Raw genomic sequence first — 17,314 nt, forward strand, 5'->3', positions numbered from 1 at the left:
GAGTGGGAGAAGGGGGCGCGCGCGAATGCCCCGGGTTGTTGACTGGTGGGGGGTGAAGGGAGGGGATCGTGGGGAATGTAAGAGGGAGAACGTATTGAGGAAAGCGCGGTGATGGGGGTGAAGGGGCGGGCCGGTGGGGCATCGGCGCCGTTACCGGATCGCGCGGGCCTCCCCGCCGTGTACCCACTTGAGACAGGGAGAGGAAGTGGGTAGCGGGCGGGGAGGAGATAGCGGGGGTAGGGGATAGCTAGGCAGCGGGTAGCAGGTGGCGGGCACGCGCGGGTTGGTGCGTGATCGGTTGCCGTTCCCGTACGTAGGCGCGGCTCCCGTACCTAGGCATACCTCCCGTAGCTGGGACCGGATTCCGCAGCCGACATTCCTCGCCGCCGTATTTCTTCGCTCCCCACCGAAAGGCACGTCATGCTGCATGGAATCGACATCTCCGCCCATCAGTCCTCCTTCGATGCCGCAGGGCAGGACTTCGTGTTCATCAAGGCGACCGAGGGGCGTTCGTACGCCAGTCCGCACCGGGCCGATCAGGCGGCCAAAGCCCGGGACGCGGGGTGTGTGGTCGGCTTCTACCACTTCCTCTGGCCGGGTCACATCGCCGCGCAGGCCGAGTACTTCGTCGAGAAGTGCGGGGCCAAGGAGGGTGAACTGCTCGCCGTCGACTGGGAGACGACGAGTTCCGGTACGCACGCGAGCGGTGCGCAGAAGGACCAGTTCCTGCGCGAGGTGAAAAGGCTGCGGCCGCATCACCGCGTACTCCTGTACACCAACGTGTCTTTCTGGAAGGGCCACGACACCACGTCGTACGCCGGGGACGGGCTCTGGATCGCCGACTACGTCTCGCCCGGCAAGCCGCGTATCAAGGGGAAGTGGCTGGTTCATCAGCACACCAACCGGCCGGTGGACAAGAACGTGGCGCGGTTCGAGAACCGGGAGGCACTGAAGAAGTGGGCCACCGGAGAGAAGGCGTAAGGGGCACGGCATCCTGAAGGCCGCACAAGGCTGCACAGCCGCATTCGTGATCGAGCTACGGGGGGCGGGCCGATGAAGGCCGCTGTATATCTCGCGCATCCGCGTCCGGGCAGTTTCAACCACGCGCTGGCCGACGCCGTCGCGGCGGAGCTGGGCAGCCGGGACTGCCAGGTCGTCACACACGACCTGTATGCCGAGGGGTTCGACCCGCTGCTGCCCGCGGACGGTACGGGGGCGGTGCGGGCGGCCGGCGATCCGGACGACACCTGGACGGCGCGGCACCGTGCCGAACTGGCGACGCTGGACGTCTTGATTTTCGTCCACCCGAACTGGTGGGGCATGCCGCCGGCCGTACTGACGGGCTGGGTGCAGCGCGTGCTGGCGCCCGGTGTGGCCTACAAGCTGGGTACAGCGGACGGAGAACCCGTCGGGCTGCTGTCGGCCGGCCGGGCGCTGGTACTGAACACGTCCGACACACCCGCCGAGCGGGAGGAGCGGGAGTTCGGCGACCCGTTGCAGCGGATCTGGGCGGCGTGCGTCCTGCCGTACGTGGGGGTCTCGGACGTACGGCGGCATGTCTTCCGTACGGTCTCGGACTCCACCGAGGGAGAGCGTGAGGCGTGGTTGGAGGAGGCGAGGGGCCTGGCGGCGGCGTTGGTTTCCTGAGGGTGCGGCCACCGGGGTGGGAGGGCTCCGGAAGCCGGGCTTTACGTACGTGCGCGTACGCGTGAACCGCTCGGGCACGGCGGGGCGATAGAGAGAATGTGAGACTGTTCCGCCCCGCGAGGGCAGACCGAGATGACGACGACACCGCCCTGCTCCGCGCCGTCGCCCGCGGGGACCAGGCCGCGCTCGCCACGTACTACGACCGGCACGCCGGGTGGCTGCACGCGCGGCTCACGCGGCGCTGCGCGGATCCGGAAACCGTACGCGAGGTCCTTCAGGACACGTTCGTCACCGTGTGGCGCTCCGCGGCCTCCTACCGCGGAGCGCCCCGGCGCGACGGCGGGTCCGGCGGCTGGCTCTGGGTGATCGCCGCGCGTCGGCTGGTGGACGCGCGGCGGGCGTACGCGCGGACGGAACGGGCCGAGCAGGCCGAGCGGACCGAGCGGACCGGACACGTCGGGCACGAGGCGCCGGGGGCCGAACCGTCCGCCGAGGAGCGCGTCCTGTCCCGGCTGGAGTACGGCGAGGTGGGCGCCGCCCTGCGCCGGATCGCACCCGAGCTGAGCGAAGTGCTGCGCGCCACGGTCGTCGACGGGCTGACCACCCGCGAGGCCGCCCGCCTGCTCGGCATACCGGAGGGCACGGTCAAGACCCGCGCCATGCGCGCCCGCCGCGAACTGCGGGCGGAGGTCGACCGCTCGCGGAACAGCCACGTTTCGATGGGTTCGATGGGAGGGCTCGCGTGACGGGCGTAAAGGGTATGGGTGAGGGCCCCGCCAGTCGGCGCGTGGGCTTGGCGAGTCGGCGCGTGGGCCTGGCCAGTCGACGCGTGGCCCCCGCCAGTCGGCATGTGGGCCCGGCCAGTCGGCATGTGGATGTGGCTGCGAGCGCGCGGTACGCCGACGGCGCGCTTCCCGAGCCCGAGGCGTGGGCGCTGGAGAAGCATGTGGAGGGCTGTACTCGGTGTGCGGCCACGGTCTCGGCGGCGGTCCGGGCGACGGCGCCCGCCGGGGACGTGCTGGGAGAGGTACGGGGAGCGCTGCTAACCGTGGTGGCGGAGACGGCGGGGGTCTCAGCAGCGCGCGGGACGAAGGCGCCGACCCGGCCACCCGCCACCCCCCTCACCCGCGCCCTCTGGGCCGCCGGGCCCGCGCTCCGCGGCCCGTGGCTGGTGGCGTTGCTGCTGGTGTGCGCGGTGGCCGCCGGGCTCGCGTACGGGGGCGGCTTCGCCGGGGCGCGGCCGTTGTTGTTCGCGCTCGCGCCCGTACTGCCGGTTGCCGGGGTGGCGCTTTCGTACGGGCCGCACGCCGACCCGATGTACGAGATCAGCGCCGCGTCGCCGTCCGGCGGGCTGCGGCTGCTGCTGACCAGGGCCGCGGCCGTCCTCGGGGTGAGCCTGCCGCTGCTCACGTCGGTGGGCGCCCTGCTGCCGGGGGCGCCAGGACTGCCCGGCGCAGCGGCCTGGCTGCTGCCCGGCCTGGCGCTGACGGTGGGGGCGCTGGCGCTCGGGTCGTACGTCGGGTGCCGTATCGCTGCCGGGATCGTCGCGGCGGGGTGGACGTCCGCCGTACTGCTGCCGGTGCTCGCGGCGCAGGCCGGGGGCCGCGGAGGCGCCGGGGTGTTTCCGGCGCGGGCGCTCGCCGAGCAATTGGCCCGGTACCTGTCCGGGGGCGCGGCGCAGGGCGGCTGGGCCGCGGTCGCGGTGCTGGGCGCCGGGCTCGTACTCCTGCGCCGCAATCGGCTGGAGAACCTGTGAATACGAGATCCGCACATACGGAATCCGTGAATACGAGAAGCGGGGGCATCGACGCCATGCAGGGCGATACGGCGAGCGGTATCGGGAAAGACGACCCAGCCAGGCACGACACCAATCCCAGCACAAACACCCCCACCATCCACATCTCCAACCTCACCGTCCGCCACCGCCGAACCATCGCCCTCGGCGGAATCGACCTCGGCCTCGCCCCAGGGGTGCACGGCCTCCTCGGCCCGAACGGGGCCGGGAAGACCTCGCTGATCCGGGTGCTGGCCACGGTCTCCCGGCCCACCGCCGGACGCGTCACGCTTCTGGGCCGCGAGGTGTCGGGCCACCGGGAGCTGACCGCCGTCCGGCGCCGAATCGGGTACTTGCCGCAGGACTTCGGGTTCTATCCGGGCTTCACGGTGCGGGAGTTCGTCGCGTATGTGGCGTGGCTGAAGGAGGTGCCGGGCGAGCGGGCCGGGGCGGCGGTCGAGCGGGCCGTGGCGAGGGTCGGGCTGGCGGACCGTATCGACGCGAAGATGAAGACGCTGTCCGGTGGCATGGTGCGGCGGGCCGGCATCGCGCAGGCCATCGTCAACGATCCGGAGATCCTGCTGCTCGACGAGCCGACCAACGGGCTCGATCCGGAGCAACGTGTCGAGTTCCGGGCGTTGCTGCGGGAGTTGGGCACCTCCGGGACGGTGGTCGTGTCGACGCACCTGGTGGAGGACGTCGCGGTGGCGTGTACGGGGGTCACGCTTCTCGAAGGCGGCCGGGTGGTCTATCGCGGTACGCCGGAGTCGCTTGCGGGGGAAGGGGCTGCGGACGGTACGGACGACGGGGCGGACGGGGCGGACGAAACGGGTGGCTTGGGCGGCCTGGGCGGCAGTCCCGCCGAGCGCGGCTATACGGCCGTACTCCGTGCCCACCGCGCCGCGACCGCCACTCCCCCGAGGGCTCGCCGATGACTTCCACCACCCTCCCGCGCCCCTGCCCCCAGCCCCTCCGCGCCGAATCGCGCCACAGCGTCGCCCCTTGGGCCGCGATCGTCGTCTTCCTCACCCTGGCGATCGTCATGGTGTCGAAGGCGGATCAGTGGCAGGGGAGTTGGGGAACGACCCGCATCACGTTGCACGCCGCTGCCACCGTGCTCGGCGGTCCCCTCGTCGCCGCCATCGGCTGCTGGCACGGTGGACGGGAGCGGCGGTGCCGCACGGACGGCCTCCGGATCGCCGCGGCGCGGAGCCCGCTCGCGCAGTTCGCTGTCGCCGCGCCGCCCGTCATGGTCGCCGTCGTCGTCGGTTATGTGCTCGCCGCGGCCGGGACGGTGGCGGCCTCATGGCCGTACGCCTCAGCCGGGCCGTCGCTCTCGCCCCTCGTGCTGCCGGTCGTGGCGGACGCGGTGTTCCTGGCCGCGACAGCGGCGGGGGCGATGGTCGTCGGGCGGCTCGTACGGTGGCGGTCGGCCGCGGCCGTGTTCGCCGGGCTCATGTACGCGGTGCTGGCCCTGCCCGCCTACCGGGAGACAGCCGTCCGCTTCCTGATCCCGTCCGTGGAGGACGGGACCGGAGAGGCGCTGCCCGCCTGGTGGCAGCCGGTGGCGATGGCCGGGTGGACGGGCGGGCTCGCGGTGGCGGCCGTTCTTGCGTACGCCGCCCGTCGGCGCTGGGCCGGGCTGCTTCCCCTCGCCGCCGCGGCCTGCGCAGCCGTACTCCTCGTACAGGCGGGAGACCGCGCGTGGCGGCCGGATCCGGTGGCCGCGCGCCAGGTGTGCGACAACTCGGCGCCGCGGGTGTGCGTCAACGCGCTGGACAAGAACCTGCTGCCTCAGGTGTCGCGGGCCCTGTCCGGCATCACGGGCCGCCTGGCCGGAGTACGGAACGCGCCGGTCCGCTTCGAGGACCTGCGGCGTGCGCCCGGGCCCGATGAGGCCCAACTGCCGCAGCTCTTCCGAGGTCAGAGCGTCGTACGGGGGCGACTGGCCGACCCGGAGCGGTTCGCCTGGGAAGCGGCGGCCGGGCTGACCGCGCGCGGTGACGCCTGTGAGGCCGCCCGGTTCGATCGGGTGGACGGTGCCGTACGGGACTGGCTGGTCTCCAACGGCCTCAGCGACCGGCGGCGGGCGTCGTGGGCGCGGCTGGCCCGGGAGCAGAGCGATGAGCAGGCCATCGCCCGCTCCGAAGCGGACGCGCTGGCCCTTCGGCACCTCGCCTCGATGGACGACGAGCGGCGGCGGGCATGGCTGAGCCGCTACTTCGCGTCGCGCGGGAGCTGTGATGCGCGGAAGGTGCCTCAGTTGTAGGCGGGAGGCCCCTCTCGTAGCTCCCCGAGCGGCGTCGCCGTCTCCCGGTCTCAGTCCGTCATGAACGGCGCCTCCGCGTCCCGGTCGTACGCGAGCCTGCCCGCCGTGTACGTGGCCCGTACGGCGCGGTCGTCGCCGAGGACGGTGAGGGCGAAGAGAAGGTCCTCGATGGTGTCGGCCTGGGTGGTGCGGTCGGCCAGGAGGGGTGTGGCCTGTGGGTCCAGGACGGTGAAGTCGGCTTCCTGGCCGGGTGCCAGGGAGCCGATCGTGTCGGCCAGGCACAGGGCCTCCGCGCCGCCGCGGGTGGCGAGGTAGAAGGACTTGACCGCGTCGAGGGAGTGCTCGCGCAGCTTGGCGACCTGATGGGCGTCGCGCATGGTCTGCAGGAGGGCGAAGCTGGTGCCGGCGCCGATGTCAGTGCCCAGGGCTACGGTGAGCGGGTGGTCGCCTTCCTTGGCCTCTCGGAGGGGGAAGAGGCCGCTGCCCAGATAGAGGTTGGAGGACGGGCAGTGGGCGACCGCCGTGCCGGAGCGGGCGCAGTGGTCGCGCTCGGCGGGGGTGAGGTGGATGCCGTGCGCGAGGACGGTGCGGGGGCCGAGCAGGCCGTAGTGGTCGTAGACGTCCAGGTAGCCGTCGCGGTCGGGGAAGAGGGAGGAGACCCAGGGGATTTCGTCGCGGTGTTCCGAGATGTGGGTGTGTACGAGGGTGGTGGGGTGGGCCGCGCGCAGGGCGCCCGCCGCTTCGAGCTGGTCCGGGGTGCTGGTGGGGGCGAAGCGCGGGGTGATGGCGTAGAGATTGCGGCCCTTGCCGTGCCAGCGCTGGATGAGCGACGAGGACTCGTCGTAAGCGCGCTGGGCCGTGTCGAGCAGGGCGTCGGGCGCGTTGCGGTCCATCCACACCTTGCCGGCCGCGACGCGCATACCGCGCCGGGTCGCCTCCTCGAACAGCGCGTCGGCCGAGTCGGCGTGCACGGAGGCGAAGACCAGGGCCGTGGTCGTGCCGTTGCGCAGCAGCTCGTCGCAGAAGGAGGAGGCGACTCGGCGGGCGTGGGAGCCGTCAGCGAAGCGCTCCTCTGTGACATAGGTGCGGTCGAGCCAGTCGGGCAGCTGGGCGCCGAAGGCCGCGATGGCCTCCTTCTGCACGTAGTGGGTGTGGGCGTCGATGAAGCCGGGGGTGATCAGGTGGCCTGAGTAGTGCACCGGTTCGGTGCCGGGCGGCAGCCGGTCGCGCAGGGCCGCGTACGGACCTGCGGCGGTGACCCGGCCGCCCTCGCAGATCAGCAGCCCGTCCGCCTCGTGGACGAGGGCGTCGGCGTTGCCGGTGCGGAAGGGGTCGGCGCGGAAGCGGACGAGGGGGCCGCGGACGGCGATGGGGGCGGAGTCCGGGGTGGGTGCGGGAGCGGCGGCAGACGTGCTGGTGGTCATGTGCGGGCGCGTACCCGTTCCGGGCGGAAACGGACCGGGGTACGTCGGTTACGTCCTCCGCGTCAGCCGGGCGGGCCTCCGTACAGCCGAACGGGTCGGGTATCGGCCGCGGGCGACAGAGGTGGGGGCGGGGGCGGCAAGACTGTGAGCGGGTGACCAGGCCGCCGGGCCGTGCCGGACCGTACGACTCGGACCGTACGACGGAGACGGGATCGGGTACGGCGGGCACGGCAGCAGCCGGACGACGGGTCGCCCCAGCCGGTGGCAGGCGAGGAACAGGGGCCGAATTGGTTGGGATGGCGGGCCGGGGTACGACGGCGAGCGGGCGGCGGGGAGGCACGGCGGGCCGGGGCACGACGAACGGGCGGCGGGGACGCACAACGGACCGGGGCACGACAACGAGCGAACCGCAGGGACACACAGCCAACCGAGGCAGGACGGCGATCGGGTGGTGCCGACGCCCCGCAGGCCAACGCACCGGTTGGTACGCAGTACGGGCCCTGGTGGCCCTGCTGATCCTGGCGGGACTCACGGTGGGCGGACGCGCCCTGGCGACTCCCCCGGACGGACGCGCTGTGGCCACCCCTCCAAGCGGGCGCGCTGTAGCCGCCCCGCCCGGCGCGCCGCTCGCTGCCCATGACGTACAGGCAGTGCACGCCGTCGCCCGCGTCCCCCGTAACGTCGAAGCCACCCGGCAGGCGGTCATCCGGCTGGTCAACCGTGAGCGGGCGAGGGCCGGGTGCCGGCCCGTGCGGTCGCACCGTACGGTCACGGAGGCGGCCCAGCGGCACAGCGCGCACATGGCCCGCGACGATTCGCTCTCCCACCGGGAGCGCGGTGGTTCCGGGCCCGGCAACCGGCTCTCGGCCGTCGGTTACGACTGGCGCCGCGCGGGCGAGGACATCGCACGCGGCCAGCGCGGGGCCGCCGAGGTGGTGCGGGACTGGGCCCGCAGTCCGGAACACCGGGTGGTGCTGACCGACTGCGCGTACCGGCACGCGGGCGTGGGGATCGACACCGGCACCGGCGGGCGCGGGCCGTGGTGGACGCTGCTGCTGGCCGTTCCGTCGTGAGGGCAGGTGCCGTGGCGCAGCGGCTTCCGACTATGGCCGGGAGTTGCGGGGTCACTCGGGAAGCGTCACGTTGACCTCCCCCCGGGGCGTAGTGGGCGGCGGGAGCGCGTTGAACGGCCATGGTCCGGTTGAGCTCCTGGCCGTGGCCGCATCCCGGTCCGTGCTGGTGAGGCCCATCGCCGGCCACCGTCCGCTGCACGGACGGACCGGCGGACGCCGGGGCGGACCTGGCCCAGTCGGAGAACCCTTCCACGTATTGCTCGCCGCTGTCCTTGGGGGCCGAAATGCTCAGGCCCGCGCCGTTGTCCATTCCCCGCGGCGGCCTGGGCCCACCACATGCCCCAGTTCATGCGTCCAGTCATCGCGGGTCACATTGCCGCCGTCGACCATGTGATGCTCAGTGGTGAATGCCTTGGCATTGACCAGAGCCGCCGCATCGCGAGCCTCGGGACCGCTGTGAACCCGTGAACCCGAACCGCGTCGAGAGTCGCGCGCTGAATGCCGCGCACCTCCATGTCCTTCCGGAATGCGGCGTCGAGCGGACGCGCGGCGGATGCGAGGCGGACCGGATGGCTTTGTCGACGGCGGCCAACCACGCCAGGAACCGCCCCACCGCCTCGCCGGACTCGTGCCCGTGCCCGTGCTCGCGCTCGTGCGACCGCACGCTTCCTCCTCCGAGGCGCCAGGGAACTCCCGCCTTTCCCCCCGACGCCGGGCGAGAACGCGGAAGCGCCGCCGGGGCAGACCTCACTCCCCCATGGGCAGGCCCTTTCAGACAGGCGGGCCGTCCCGGCGGCAGCCCCGCACCGTGCGGACGAGGCCCCTGCTCAGTGCGCCGACGACACAGCCGCCCCATCCGCCCCGCTCGGCGCGGCGGCCCCGCGCGGCCGTACGGCACGTTCGGCCAGTTCGCCGAAGAGCAGGCCGAAGGCGGCCCACAGGGCGAGCTGGACGGCGAGTGCGGAGACGCGGAACTTCCACAGCAGCAGGGCGGGGAAGTCGTGCGGCAGTTCGTTGACGGCCGGGAGGAACGCGTAGGCGAGGCCGACGGCCACGGCGAAGGCGGCCAGCGCTGCGACCGTGGCGTACCAGTTGCCGAGGCGGGGTGCGAGCCGCTTGCCGAGGATGACCGCGGCGACGGTCAGCAGCACGCTGAGGGCGATCATCAGGAAATACAGCGCGGTGCGTTGGCCGATGGAGTCGGGGTCGCCGACGGACGGCGGGTTGGCCGGGTACTTCAGGAACGGTACGAAGTAGACCGCGGCGAAGGCGGCACCCGAGAGCAGCAGCGCGGTGGCGCGGGGGCCGAAGCGGCCGACGCGGCCCAGCGCGAAGCAGTAGGCCAGGGCGGCGATCCCGCCCAGCGCGACGCCGTACACCAGGACGCCGGTGGCCAGGCCCAGGGTGGACTGCACACCGCGGCCGACGACCTCCACGGCGTCTTCGTGGCCGTGGGCGTGCGCGTCCTCGAACGCGATGGCGGCGTCGACCTGGGGCTCGCCCAGCAGGTAGGCGACGAGCAGGGCGAGCAGGCCGGCGGCGAGGCCGGCCAGCATGCCGCGCACCAGGAGGGATCTGACGGTGGCGGAGTTCATGTGCGCGCCCCCGGTCAGTGGCAGGGGAAGCCGAGCAGGTGGCGTCCGTCGTGGACCCACTCGTGCACGTCGGTGCCGGAGAGCAGTGAGGTGGCGCCCTGTTCGGCGCCGACGAAGTAGAGCAGGACGAGCATCAGCAGCCCGCCGAAGACCGCCCAGGGCAGTACGGTCCTGATCGGCAGGGTGGCGGGTGCGGCGGGGCCGGTGGTCGGCGGGGCGACGGACTGGGCCATGGCAGAACCTCCTGGGAAATCACGCGTCCCGGACAGTGGGTCGTCGCGACAGACGGGTCTGGCTCGTCCGGCGGCCCCGTACGGGACCGGTCCGGGCTCACAGTGGCGCGACCGCGCCGGAATTCCACCGGCTTCCGTCATGTCATCGTCAATATCATCGGGAACGTACCGCGTGGCGGCGGCCGGGCCAAGGGGCCCCGGTGCCCCGACGGGCGCACGGTGGCGGGCGGGCGCCCTGCCGTACCCCTTGTGCGCCATCGGATTCGCGCGGCCAGGACGCGACGATGAGAGGTGCGCATGACAACCCGGGTGACGTTGGTCTCACCGTCCTTCGACGACGCCCTGCACGCGGTGCGCTTCCCGGCGGACGAAGCCCTGACGCCCGCCGGGCTGCGCCGCGCCCGCGCCGCCCGTCCCGCCGCTGCCGCGCTGCCCGCCGACCGGGCCCTGACCTCCCCGTCCGCGCGCTGCGAGGAGACGGCCGAAGCCCTCGGACTGCGGGCGGCGCCGGACCCCGGCGCGGCGGGATGCGCGATGGGCCGCTGGCGGGGACTGGCCCTGGAGGACGTGCTGGCCGCCGAAGCGGAGGGCGTCGCGGCCTGGCTCGCCGACCCGGACAGCACGGCGCACGGCGGCGAGCCGCTGACGCGGTTCCTCGGCCGGGTGACGGACTGGCTGACCGGCCTCGCGGCGGAGGGCGGCCGGGTGGTGGCCGTAGTGGAGCCGGACGTCGTGCGTGCGGCGGTGGTGTGCGCCCTGGGGGCACCGCCGTCGTCCTTCTGGCGGGTGGACGTACCGCCGCTGACCGTGACGGCGCTGAGCGGGCGGGACGGGCGGTGGAACGTCCGGGTGGCGGGGGAGCTCGGACAGCGGGCCGGGGACCCCGGGCAGGGGGCCGGGCGGGGAGCCCGAGAACCCGGACAGGCGGCCGGGGACCCCGGGCAAGACGCCAGGGAATCCGGGCAGGGAGCCGGGCAGGGGCCCGAGAACCCGGACAGGCGGCCGGGAACCTCGGCCAGGACGCCAGGGAATCCGGGCAGGGAACCCGAGACCCCGGGCAAGACGCCAGGGAATCCGGGCAGGGCCCCGAGCAGAGGACCCGGAAACCCGGACAGGCGACCGGGAACCTAGGCCAGGGCCCCGGGCAGGGGACGGCGCCCCGGGCTCCCTAACCACGCGCAGGGACCGCCGTATCCTGGACGGAACCCGTTATTGCACATAGCTCGCAATAACGAATCGGGCGGGTACCCGCGTACACCGTTACGCGCGTACCAGGGACACGAAGGAGCGGTGCGGTGGCATCTCCAGGCTCTCCAGTGGTGCTGGGGATCGAGTCGTCGTGCGACGAGACCGGGGCCGGGCTCGTCCGGGACGGGCGGCTGCTCGGGCACGCGGTGGCGTCCAGCATGGACGAGCACGCGCGTTACGGCGGCGTCGTGCCGGAGATCGCGGCCCGTGCCCATGTGCACTCCCTCACGCCCGTCGTGCGCCGCGCCCTCGACGAGGCGGGCCTGACCATGGGCGACATCGGCGCGGTGGCCGTGACCACCGGGCCCGGTCTCTCGGGCGCCCTCCAGGTCGGCCTGGCCGGTGCGAAGGGCCTGGCGTACGGGCTGGGCGTGCCGTTGTACGGGGTGCACCACCTCGCCGGGCACGTCGCCGCCGACACCCTGGAGCACGGCCCGCTGCCGAATCCCTGCATGGTGCTGATCGTCTCCGGCGGGCACACCTCCCTCCTCCTCGTACGGGACCTGGCGCGCGATCCGATCGTGCACCTCGGCGACACCCTCGACGACGCCGCCGGGGAGTGCTTCGACAAGGTCGCGCGGGTCTTCGGCCTGCCGTACCCGGGCGGACCGGCGATCGACCGGGCAGCGCGCGAGGGCGACCCGAAGGCCGTCGCGTTCCCGCGCCCGCTGACCGGGCCGCGCGACGATCCGTACGGCTTCTCCTTCTCCGGACTGAAGACGGCCGCCGCGCGCTGGGCCGAACGGCACGCCGGCGGCGAACTGCCCGTCGCGGACGGCGCGGCCTCCCTCCAGGAGGCGGTGGCCGACGTACTGACCCGCAAGGCCGTCGCGGCCTGCAAGGAGCACGGCGTGGGCACCCTGGTGGTGGTGGGCGGCGTGGCCGCCAACTCGCGCGTGCGGTCCCTCGCCGAGGAGCGCTGCCGGGCGGCGGGCATTACGTTGCGGGTACCGCCCCTGCGGCTGTGCACGGACAACGGCGCCATGATCGCCGCCGTCGGTGACCTGCTCGTCCGGGCGGGCGCCGGACCGGCCCCGCTGAACCTCTCGATCGACCCGTCGGCGCCGCTGGAGTACGCGGCCCTGCACCCGGTGGCCAGGGCGGCGCAGGCCGCCGCGTAACGGCCGCCGCAACCGCCCTTCCGCCTCCCCGACCGTCCCGGAGCCCCCTTTGCGTACCGCCGAGATCCGCCGCCGTTTCCTCGACTTCTTCGCCGAGCGCGGCCACACCGTCGTCCCCAGCGCGCCGCTGCCGACGCCGGACCCGACGCTGCTGTTCGTCAACGCGGGCATGGTGCCCTTCAAGCCGTACCTGACCGGGGAGGTGGCGGCGCCCTGGCCGCGCGCGACCAGCGTGCAGAAGTGTGTGCGGACGCTGGACATCGAGGAGGTCGGCAAGACCACCCGGCACGGCTCGTTCTTCCAGATGAACGGCAACTTCTCGCTCGGCGACTACTTCAAGGAAGACGCCATCCGCTTCGCCTGGGAGCTGTCCACCACGCCGGTCGCCGACGGCGGCTACGGCCTGGACCCGGACCGCATCTGGGTCACCGTGCACCACACCGACGACGAGGCTCGCGGCCTGTGGCGGCGGATCGCCGGCCTGCCCGAGGAGCGCATCGTCTCGCGCGGCGACGAGGACAACTTCTGGTCGATGGGCGTGCCGGGCCCGTGCGGGCCCTGCTCGGAGCTGTACTACGACCGGGGGCCCAAGTACGGCCGGGCGGGCGGCCCGGAGGCCGACGAGGACCGGTACATGGAGTTCTGGAACCTCGTCTTCATGCAGTACGAGCGCGGTGAGGGCACCGGAAAGTCCGGCTACCCGATCCTCGGCGAACTCCCCCGCCGCAACATCGACACCGGCATGGGGCTGGAGCGGATGGCCACCCTCCTCCAGGGCGTCGACAACCTCTACGAGATCGACGAGACCCGCCCGGTCCTGGACCGTGCCGCCGGACTCGCCGGGGTCCGCTACGGCGACGACGAGCACAACGACGTACGGCTGCGCGTGGTCGCCGACCACGTCCGTACGGCCCTGATGCTGCTCGCCGACGGCACCACCCCCGGCAACGAGGGCCGCGGCTACGTCCTGCGCCGCATCATGCGCCGCGCCGTCCGCTCCATGCGCCAGCTCGGCTACGAGGAGCGCGCGCTGCCCGAACTGCTGGCGGTCGCCCGCGACTGCATGGCGCCCAGCTACCCGGAGGTCGCCGAGTCCTACGAGCGGATCGCCGGCCAGGCGGCGGGCGAGGAGGACGCCTTCCGCGCGACGCTGCGCCAGGGCACCGCCGTCCTGGACACCGCCGTCGGCAAGGTCAAGGAGGAAGGCGGCCGGTCGCTCCCCGGCAAGCAGGCGTTCCTCCTCCACGACACCTACGGCTTCCCCATCGACCTCACCCTGGAGATGGCCGCCGAACAGGGCGTCGAGGTGGACCGCGAGGGCTTCGCCGCGCTGATGCGCGAGCAGCGCGAGCGGGCCCGCGCCGACGCCCGGGCCCGTAAGTCGGGCGGCGCCGTGGACACGTCCGCGCTCCGCACGGTCCTGGACGAACACGGGCCCACCGACTGGCGCGCCTGGGACGCCCTGGAGACCGACTCCAAGGTGCTGGCGCTGCTCGGCGCCCAGGGGCCGGTGCCGGTGGCCCGCGAGGGCGACATCGTCACCGTCGTCCTCGACCGCACCCCCTTCTACGCCGAGTCCGGCGGCCAGGACAGCGACGCGGGCCGCCTCTCCGGTACCTCGGTCGAGGCCGAGGTGCTAGACGTGCAGCGTCCGCTCCCCGGCCTGGTCGCCCACCAGATCCGCGTCACCGCCGGTGAACTCGCCCTGGGCGACGCCCTGCACGCGGCCGTCGACCCCGAGTGGCGGCTCGGCGCGCGCCAGGCCCACTCCGGTACGCACGTACTGCACGCCGCCCTCCGCGAGATCCTCGGCCCGACGGCCCTCCAGTCCGGCTCGTACAACCGGCCCGGCTACCTGCGCCTGGACTTCCCGTGGCGCGGCGGCCTGTCCGCCACCGTCCGCAGCGACATCGAGGAGGCCGCCAACCGCGCGCTCCGCCGCGATCTGCCGGTCGACGTGAAGTGGATGACGCTCCCGGAGGCCAAGGAGCTGGGCGCGCTCGCGCTCTTCGACGAGACGTACGGCGAGAAGGTGCGCGTCGTGGAGATCGGCGGCGCCTGGTCGCGCGAACTGTGCGGCGGTACGCATGTCGAGCACGCCTCGCAGGTCGGCGTCGTCGCCCTCACCGCCGAATCCTCCGTGGGCGCCGGAATGCGCCGCCTGGAAGCCTCCGTCGGCATCGAGGGCTTCGGCTACCTCGCCCGCGAACGCGACCTGGTCGCCCGGATCGCCGAGCAGATCCAGGCACCGCGCGCCGAACTCGCCGACCGGGTGGCCGGGTTGCTGGAGCGCCTGAAGGCCACCGACCGGGAGAACCAGCGACTGCGGCAGCAGGCCACCGCGGCGCGCGCCGCCGGGCTGGCCGACTCCGCCGTACAGGCGGGCGCCTTCCGGGTGGTGACCGCCACCGCCGACGGCGGCGCCGACGAGGCCCGCGCGCTGGCCTTGGCCGTACGGGACCGGATGCCCACCGGCCAGCCCGCCGCCGTGGCCGTCGGCTCGGCCACGGACGGCAAGGCGGCCTTGGTCGTCGCCCTGAACAAGGCCGGCAAGGAAACGGGCGCCTCGGCATCGGACCTCGTCAAACGCCTGCTGAACGGACGCGGCGGCGGCTCCCCAGAACTGGCCCAGGGCGGCGGGCTGCCGGCCGGCGAGCTGCCCGAGACGCTGGCGGCGCTGCCGAAGCTGGTCGCGGAGAAGGCGTAACGGCGGTCAGTTCGTCTCCGTCAGCGCCCCGTACGCGTCCGGCCGGCGCGTGGTGAGGAACGGGAACAGTTCCAGCCAGTCGCGGCGGGCGTCCAGGTCCAGGTCGGCGACCAGCACGGCGGGTTCGTCGCGGGGTGCCTGGGCCAGGACGCGGCCGTACGGGTCGGCGATGAAGGAGCTGCCGTAGAAGGTCAGCGGGCCCTCGGTGCCGATCCGGTTCGGGACGATCATGAAGGTGCCGTTGGCGATGGCGTTGCCGATGATCACCTTCTGCCACAGCGGCTGGGTGTCGAAGCCGGAGTGGCCCGGCTCGGAGCCGATTGCGGTCGGGTAGACCAGGATGTCGGCACCGGCCAGCGAGTAGGCGCGGGCCAGTTCGGGGAACCACTGGTCCCAGCAGGTGGGCAGGCCGAAAGCGGCGTGCTCGACGGTGTGGACGGGGAAGGCGTCGGCGCCCGCCGGGCCGGGCCGGAACCAGTGGTCCTCGTAGTAGCCCTCGGTGACGGGGATATGGGTCTTGCGCGTACGGCCCGCGAGGGTGCCGTCCGGGGCGACCAGGACGGCGGTGTTGTAGCCGAGGCCGTCGGGCGTCACGGTGCCGTCCGGGTCCGGTTCGGGGTCGGCGCGCTCGTACAGCGAGGCGTGGATGTGCACGCCGTACTCGCGCGCTGCCTCGGCGGCGAAGGAGACGGTCGGCCCGGTGCGCAGATCCTCCGGCTCGGCGGGCTCGGGGTGGTCGTCCTTGCGGACCACCGCGAAGTACGGCGAGAGGGTCAGCTCCTGGAGGCAGACGACGCGGGCGCCTTCGGCGGCGGCCAGGCGGATGCCCTCCTTGAGGGCGGCACGGTGCCCGTCGGGATCGCGGTGCCACCGCTGCTGTACGAGGGCGACGCGCAGCGGGTCGCGCTCGGCCGGGCGGGTGCGGGCCGGCGAGGCGGGCGGGGTGAGGGCGGTGATCACACGCATGGCGGGGCTCCCGGGGTGCGGCAGAGCAGGTACGCGGGGCTGCCGGAACGTTCCGGCAGGGAGCAATGTACGAGTGCCGGAACGTTCCGGCAAGGGGGGGCGTGCGGTGCCGACCCCTCCCGACTCCTGCCTGCCTGTCCGCAGGCTTCAGGACGCCGCACCCGTCCGGCAGAGATGGAGCGTGCGGGCACCCCGGGAGAAGCGCCCTCTAAACTTGCGCCCCGTGACCAGCCGCCGCACCGTGACCCTGCTCGATGTCGCACGGGCCGCCGGGGTCTCCAAGAGCACCGTCTCCGACGCGCTCCAGGGGTCCGGCCGAGTGGCGGAGGAGACCCGCCGCCGGGTCCGCGACGTCGCCGACCGGCTCGGCTACCGGCCCAACAGCGCGGCCCGCCGCCTCCGCCGGGCCAGCACCGGCGCGCTCGGCCTGCACCTGCCGCGCACCGCGACCCGGCTGGACTACTACATGACGCTCGCCTTCGGCGCCGTGACCCGCGCCCAGGAGGACGGCCTGGACGTGGTGCTGCTGGCGCCCGGCGGCGGGGCCGCCGGGCGGCTCGCCTCGCGCGTGGACGGCCTGCTGGTGATCGACCCCGAGGCCGCCGACGAGGCGGTGTCCGGCCTGCTCGACGCGGGCGTGCCGGTGGTCACCGGCGAGCGCTACCTCGGCCCGGCGACCGCCCCGGTCGGGGCCGTGGTCTGCGACAACGCCGCCTCGCTGACCGCGCTGCTGGACCATGTACGCGCGGCGGGGGCCCGGCGCCCGGCCCTGCTCGCGCCCGCCGGCACCTCCGCGTGGGCGACCGCGCTGCGGGACACGGCGGCGGACTGGGGCCGTACGTACGGGTGCGACGTCGCCGTACGGACCGTGCCGTTCGCCGCCACCCCGGACGAGGCGGCACGCGCCACCGCGGGCCTCCTGGCGGACGATCCGGCCGTGGACGCGGTGCTGTGCGCGCCCGACGGGGCCGCCGTCGGCGTGCTGCGGGCTGCCTCCGAGAGTGGCCGGACGGTCGGACAGGACCTGCTCGTCGCGTCCTGCGTGGACGGCGCGGCCCTGCGCGGCAGCGCGCCGCCCGTGACGGCGATCGACCTGCGCCCGGACGCGTACGGGCGGGCCTGCGCCGCCCTGCTCTGCGACATCCTGGCCGGGCGGGCGGCGCCGGAGACCGTCCGTCACCACGAGTGGGAGTTGCGGGTGCGGGCGTCCACCCGGCTGACGGGCACGGCGGAGGAACAGCCGGCCTGACGCCGCGC

16 protein-coding genes and 1 riboswitch are annotated in these 17,314 nt (G+C 73.7%); of the genes, 11 read left to right on the forward strand and 5 right to left on the reverse strand.

Features of this window, described 5'->3' with window-relative positions; translation table 11 throughout:
- Positions 1 to 420: 420 nt before the first annotated feature.
- The 6 genes from ADK86_RS39100 to ADK86_RS39125 all read left to right on the forward strand — a co-directional run bounded on the left by ADK86_RS39100 (position 421) and on the right by ADK86_RS39125 (position 5,690).
- Complete coding sequence (locus tag ADK86_RS39100) at positions 421 to 981, forward strand: glycoside hydrolase family 25 protein (protein WP_053700919.1); 561 nt, start codon at positions 421 to 423, stop codon at positions 979 to 981.
- 72 nt (positions 982 to 1,053) lie between these two features.
- On the forward strand, positions 1,054 to 1,647 hold the full coding sequence (locus ADK86_RS39105) for an NAD(P)H-dependent oxidoreductase (RefSeq protein ID WP_053700920.1): 594 nt from the start codon (positions 1,054 to 1,056) through the stop codon (positions 1,645 to 1,647).
- 98 nt (positions 1,648 to 1,745) lie between these two features.
- Complete coding sequence (locus ADK86_RS39110) at positions 1,746 to 2,393, forward strand: RNA polymerase sigma factor (RefSeq protein ID WP_053700921.1); 648 nt, start codon at positions 1,746 to 1,748, stop codon at positions 2,391 to 2,393.
- A 125-nt stretch (positions 2,394 to 2,518) separates the two neighbouring features.
- A complete protein-coding gene (locus ADK86_RS39115; protein WP_199834558.1) occupies positions 2,519 to 3,403 on the forward strand; it encodes a zf-HC2 domain-containing protein in 885 nt (294 codons plus the stop codon).
- A gap of 143 nt (positions 3,404 to 3,546) precedes the next feature.
- A complete protein-coding gene (locus ADK86_RS39120; protein ID WP_053700945.1) occupies positions 3,547 to 4,356 on the forward strand; it encodes an ABC transporter ATP-binding protein in 810 nt (269 codons plus the stop codon).
- Positions 4,353 to 5,690 (forward strand): hypothetical protein, encoded by a 1,338-nt coding sequence (locus ADK86_RS39125; RefSeq protein ID WP_053700923.1) that lies wholly within the window; start codon positions 4,353 to 4,355, stop codon positions 5,688 to 5,690. The genes ADK86_RS39120 and ADK86_RS39125 overlap by 4 nt, the downstream gene beginning before the upstream one ends.
- A 50-nt stretch (positions 5,691 to 5,740) precedes the next feature.
- On the opposite strand, the gene guaD is transcribed toward ADK86_RS39125, so the two are convergent.
- Positions 5,741 to 7,114 carry a guanine deaminase gene (gene guaD / locus ADK86_RS39130; protein ID WP_053700924.1) on the reverse strand — a complete coding sequence of 458 codons (1,374 nt, stop codon included), beginning with the start codon at positions 7,112 to 7,114 and terminating at the stop codon, positions 5,741 to 5,743.
- 650 nt (positions 7,115 to 7,764) lie between these two features.
- On the opposite strand from guaD, the gene ADK86_RS41940 reads away from it, so the two are divergent.
- The gene (locus ADK86_RS41940; protein WP_053700925.1) at positions 7,765 to 8,187 is read left to right on the forward strand and encodes a CAP domain-containing protein; all 423 of its coding nucleotides are present in this window, start codon (positions 7,765 to 7,767) and stop codon (positions 8,185 to 8,187) included.
- A 288-nt stretch (positions 8,188 to 8,475) separates the two neighbouring features.
- On the opposite strand, the gene ADK86_RS45875 is transcribed toward ADK86_RS41940, so the two are convergent.
- The 3 genes from ADK86_RS45875 to ADK86_RS39145 all read right to left on the reverse strand — a co-directional run bounded on the left by ADK86_RS45875 (position 8,476) and on the right by ADK86_RS39145 (position 10,015).
- The gene (locus tag ADK86_RS45875; RefSeq protein ID WP_107088674.1) at positions 8,476 to 8,931 is read right to left on the reverse strand and encodes an eCIS core domain-containing protein; all 456 of its coding nucleotides are present in this window, start codon (positions 8,929 to 8,931) and stop codon (positions 8,476 to 8,478) included.
- Positions 8,932 to 9,014: 83 nt separating this feature from the next.
- Entirely contained in the window at positions 9,015 to 9,782 is a 768-nt protein-coding gene (locus ADK86_RS39140; RefSeq protein WP_053700926.1) for a CbtA family protein, read from the reverse strand.
- A gap of 14 nt (positions 9,783 to 9,796) precedes the next feature.
- Entirely contained in the window at positions 9,797 to 10,015 is a 219-nt protein-coding gene (locus ADK86_RS39145; protein WP_003984672.1) for a CbtB domain-containing protein, read from the reverse strand.
- A gap of 33 nt (positions 10,016 to 10,048) precedes the next feature.
- Positions 10,049 to 10,192, reverse strand: a riboswitch (cobalamin riboswitch).
- 120 nt (positions 10,193 to 10,312) lie between these two features.
- On the opposite strand from ADK86_RS39145, the gene ADK86_RS39150 reads away from it, so the two are divergent.
- From ADK86_RS39150 to alaS, 3 genes are all read left to right on the forward strand, one after another.
- Complete coding sequence (locus tag ADK86_RS39150; protein ID WP_063789190.1) at positions 10,313 to 11,146, forward strand: histidine phosphatase family protein; 834 nt, start codon at positions 10,313 to 10,315, stop codon at positions 11,144 to 11,146.
- A gap of 185 nt (positions 11,147 to 11,331) precedes the next feature.
- The gene (tsaD, locus tag ADK86_RS39155; RefSeq protein ID WP_053700927.1) at positions 11,332 to 12,384 is read left to right on the forward strand and encodes a tRNA (adenosine(37)-N6)-threonylcarbamoyltransferase complex transferase subunit TsaD; all 1,053 of its coding nucleotides are present in this window, start codon (positions 11,332 to 11,334) and stop codon (positions 12,382 to 12,384) included.
- A gap of 49 nt (positions 12,385 to 12,433) precedes the next feature.
- Positions 12,434 to 15,091 carry an alanine--tRNA ligase gene (gene alaS / locus ADK86_RS39160; RefSeq protein ID WP_053700928.1) on the forward strand — a complete coding sequence of 886 codons (2,658 nt, stop codon included), beginning with the start codon at positions 12,434 to 12,436 and terminating at the stop codon, positions 15,089 to 15,091.
- Positions 15,092 to 15,097: 6 nt separating this feature from the next.
- Here the strand turns inward: alaS and ADK86_RS39165 are convergent, their stop codons facing one another.
- The gene (locus ADK86_RS39165; protein ID WP_053700929.1) at positions 15,098 to 16,057 is read right to left on the reverse strand and encodes a carbon-nitrogen hydrolase; all 960 of its coding nucleotides are present in this window, start codon (positions 16,055 to 16,057) and stop codon (positions 15,098 to 15,100) included.
- 223 nt (positions 16,058 to 16,280) lie between these two features.
- On the opposite strand from ADK86_RS39165, the gene ADK86_RS39170 reads away from it, so the two are divergent.
- Positions 16,281 to 17,306 (forward strand): LacI family DNA-binding transcriptional regulator, encoded by a 1,026-nt coding sequence (locus ADK86_RS39170; RefSeq protein ID WP_053700930.1) that lies wholly within the window; start codon positions 16,281 to 16,283, stop codon positions 17,304 to 17,306.
- Positions 17,307 to 17,314: the final 8 nt, after the last annotated feature.

The sequence above is a fragment of the Streptomyces sp. NRRL F-5755 genome (assembly GCF_001279365.1).
GTDB classification, from domain to species: Bacteria; Actinomycetota; Actinomycetes; order Streptomycetales; family Streptomycetaceae; genus Streptomyces; species Streptomyces rimosus.

Bases quoted from the DNA above. Each gene is read 5' to 3' on its own strand.
- ADK86_RS39145 (WP_003984672.1), bottom strand. From the start codon at position 10,015: ATGGCCCAGTCCGTCGCCCCGCCGACCACCGGCCCCGCCGCACCCGCC.
- ADK86_RS39150 (WP_063789190.1), top strand. From the start codon at position 10,313: ATGACAACCCGGGTGACGTTGGTCTCACCGTCCTTCGACGACGCCCTG.
- ADK86_RS39165 (WP_053700929.1), bottom strand. From the start codon at position 16,057: ATGCGTGTGATCACCGCCCTCACCCCGCCCGCCTCGCCGGCCCGCACC.
- guaD (WP_053700924.1), bottom strand. From the start codon at position 7,114: ATGACCACCAGCACGTCTGCCGCCGCTCCCGCACCCACCCCGGACTCC.
- ADK86_RS39100 (WP_053700919.1), top strand. From the start codon at position 421: ATGCTGCATGGAATCGACATCTCCGCCCATCAGTCCTCCTTCGATGCC.
- ADK86_RS39105 (WP_053700920.1), top strand. From the start codon at position 1,054: ATGAAGGCCGCTGTATATCTCGCGCATCCGCGTCCGGGCAGTTTCAAC.
- ADK86_RS39125 (WP_053700923.1), top strand. From the start codon at position 4,353: ATGACTTCCACCACCCTCCCGCGCCCCTGCCCCCAGCCCCTCCGCGCC.
- ADK86_RS39140 (WP_053700926.1), bottom strand. From the start codon at position 9,782: ATGAACTCCGCCACCGTCAGATCCCTCCTGGTGCGCGGCATGCTGGCC.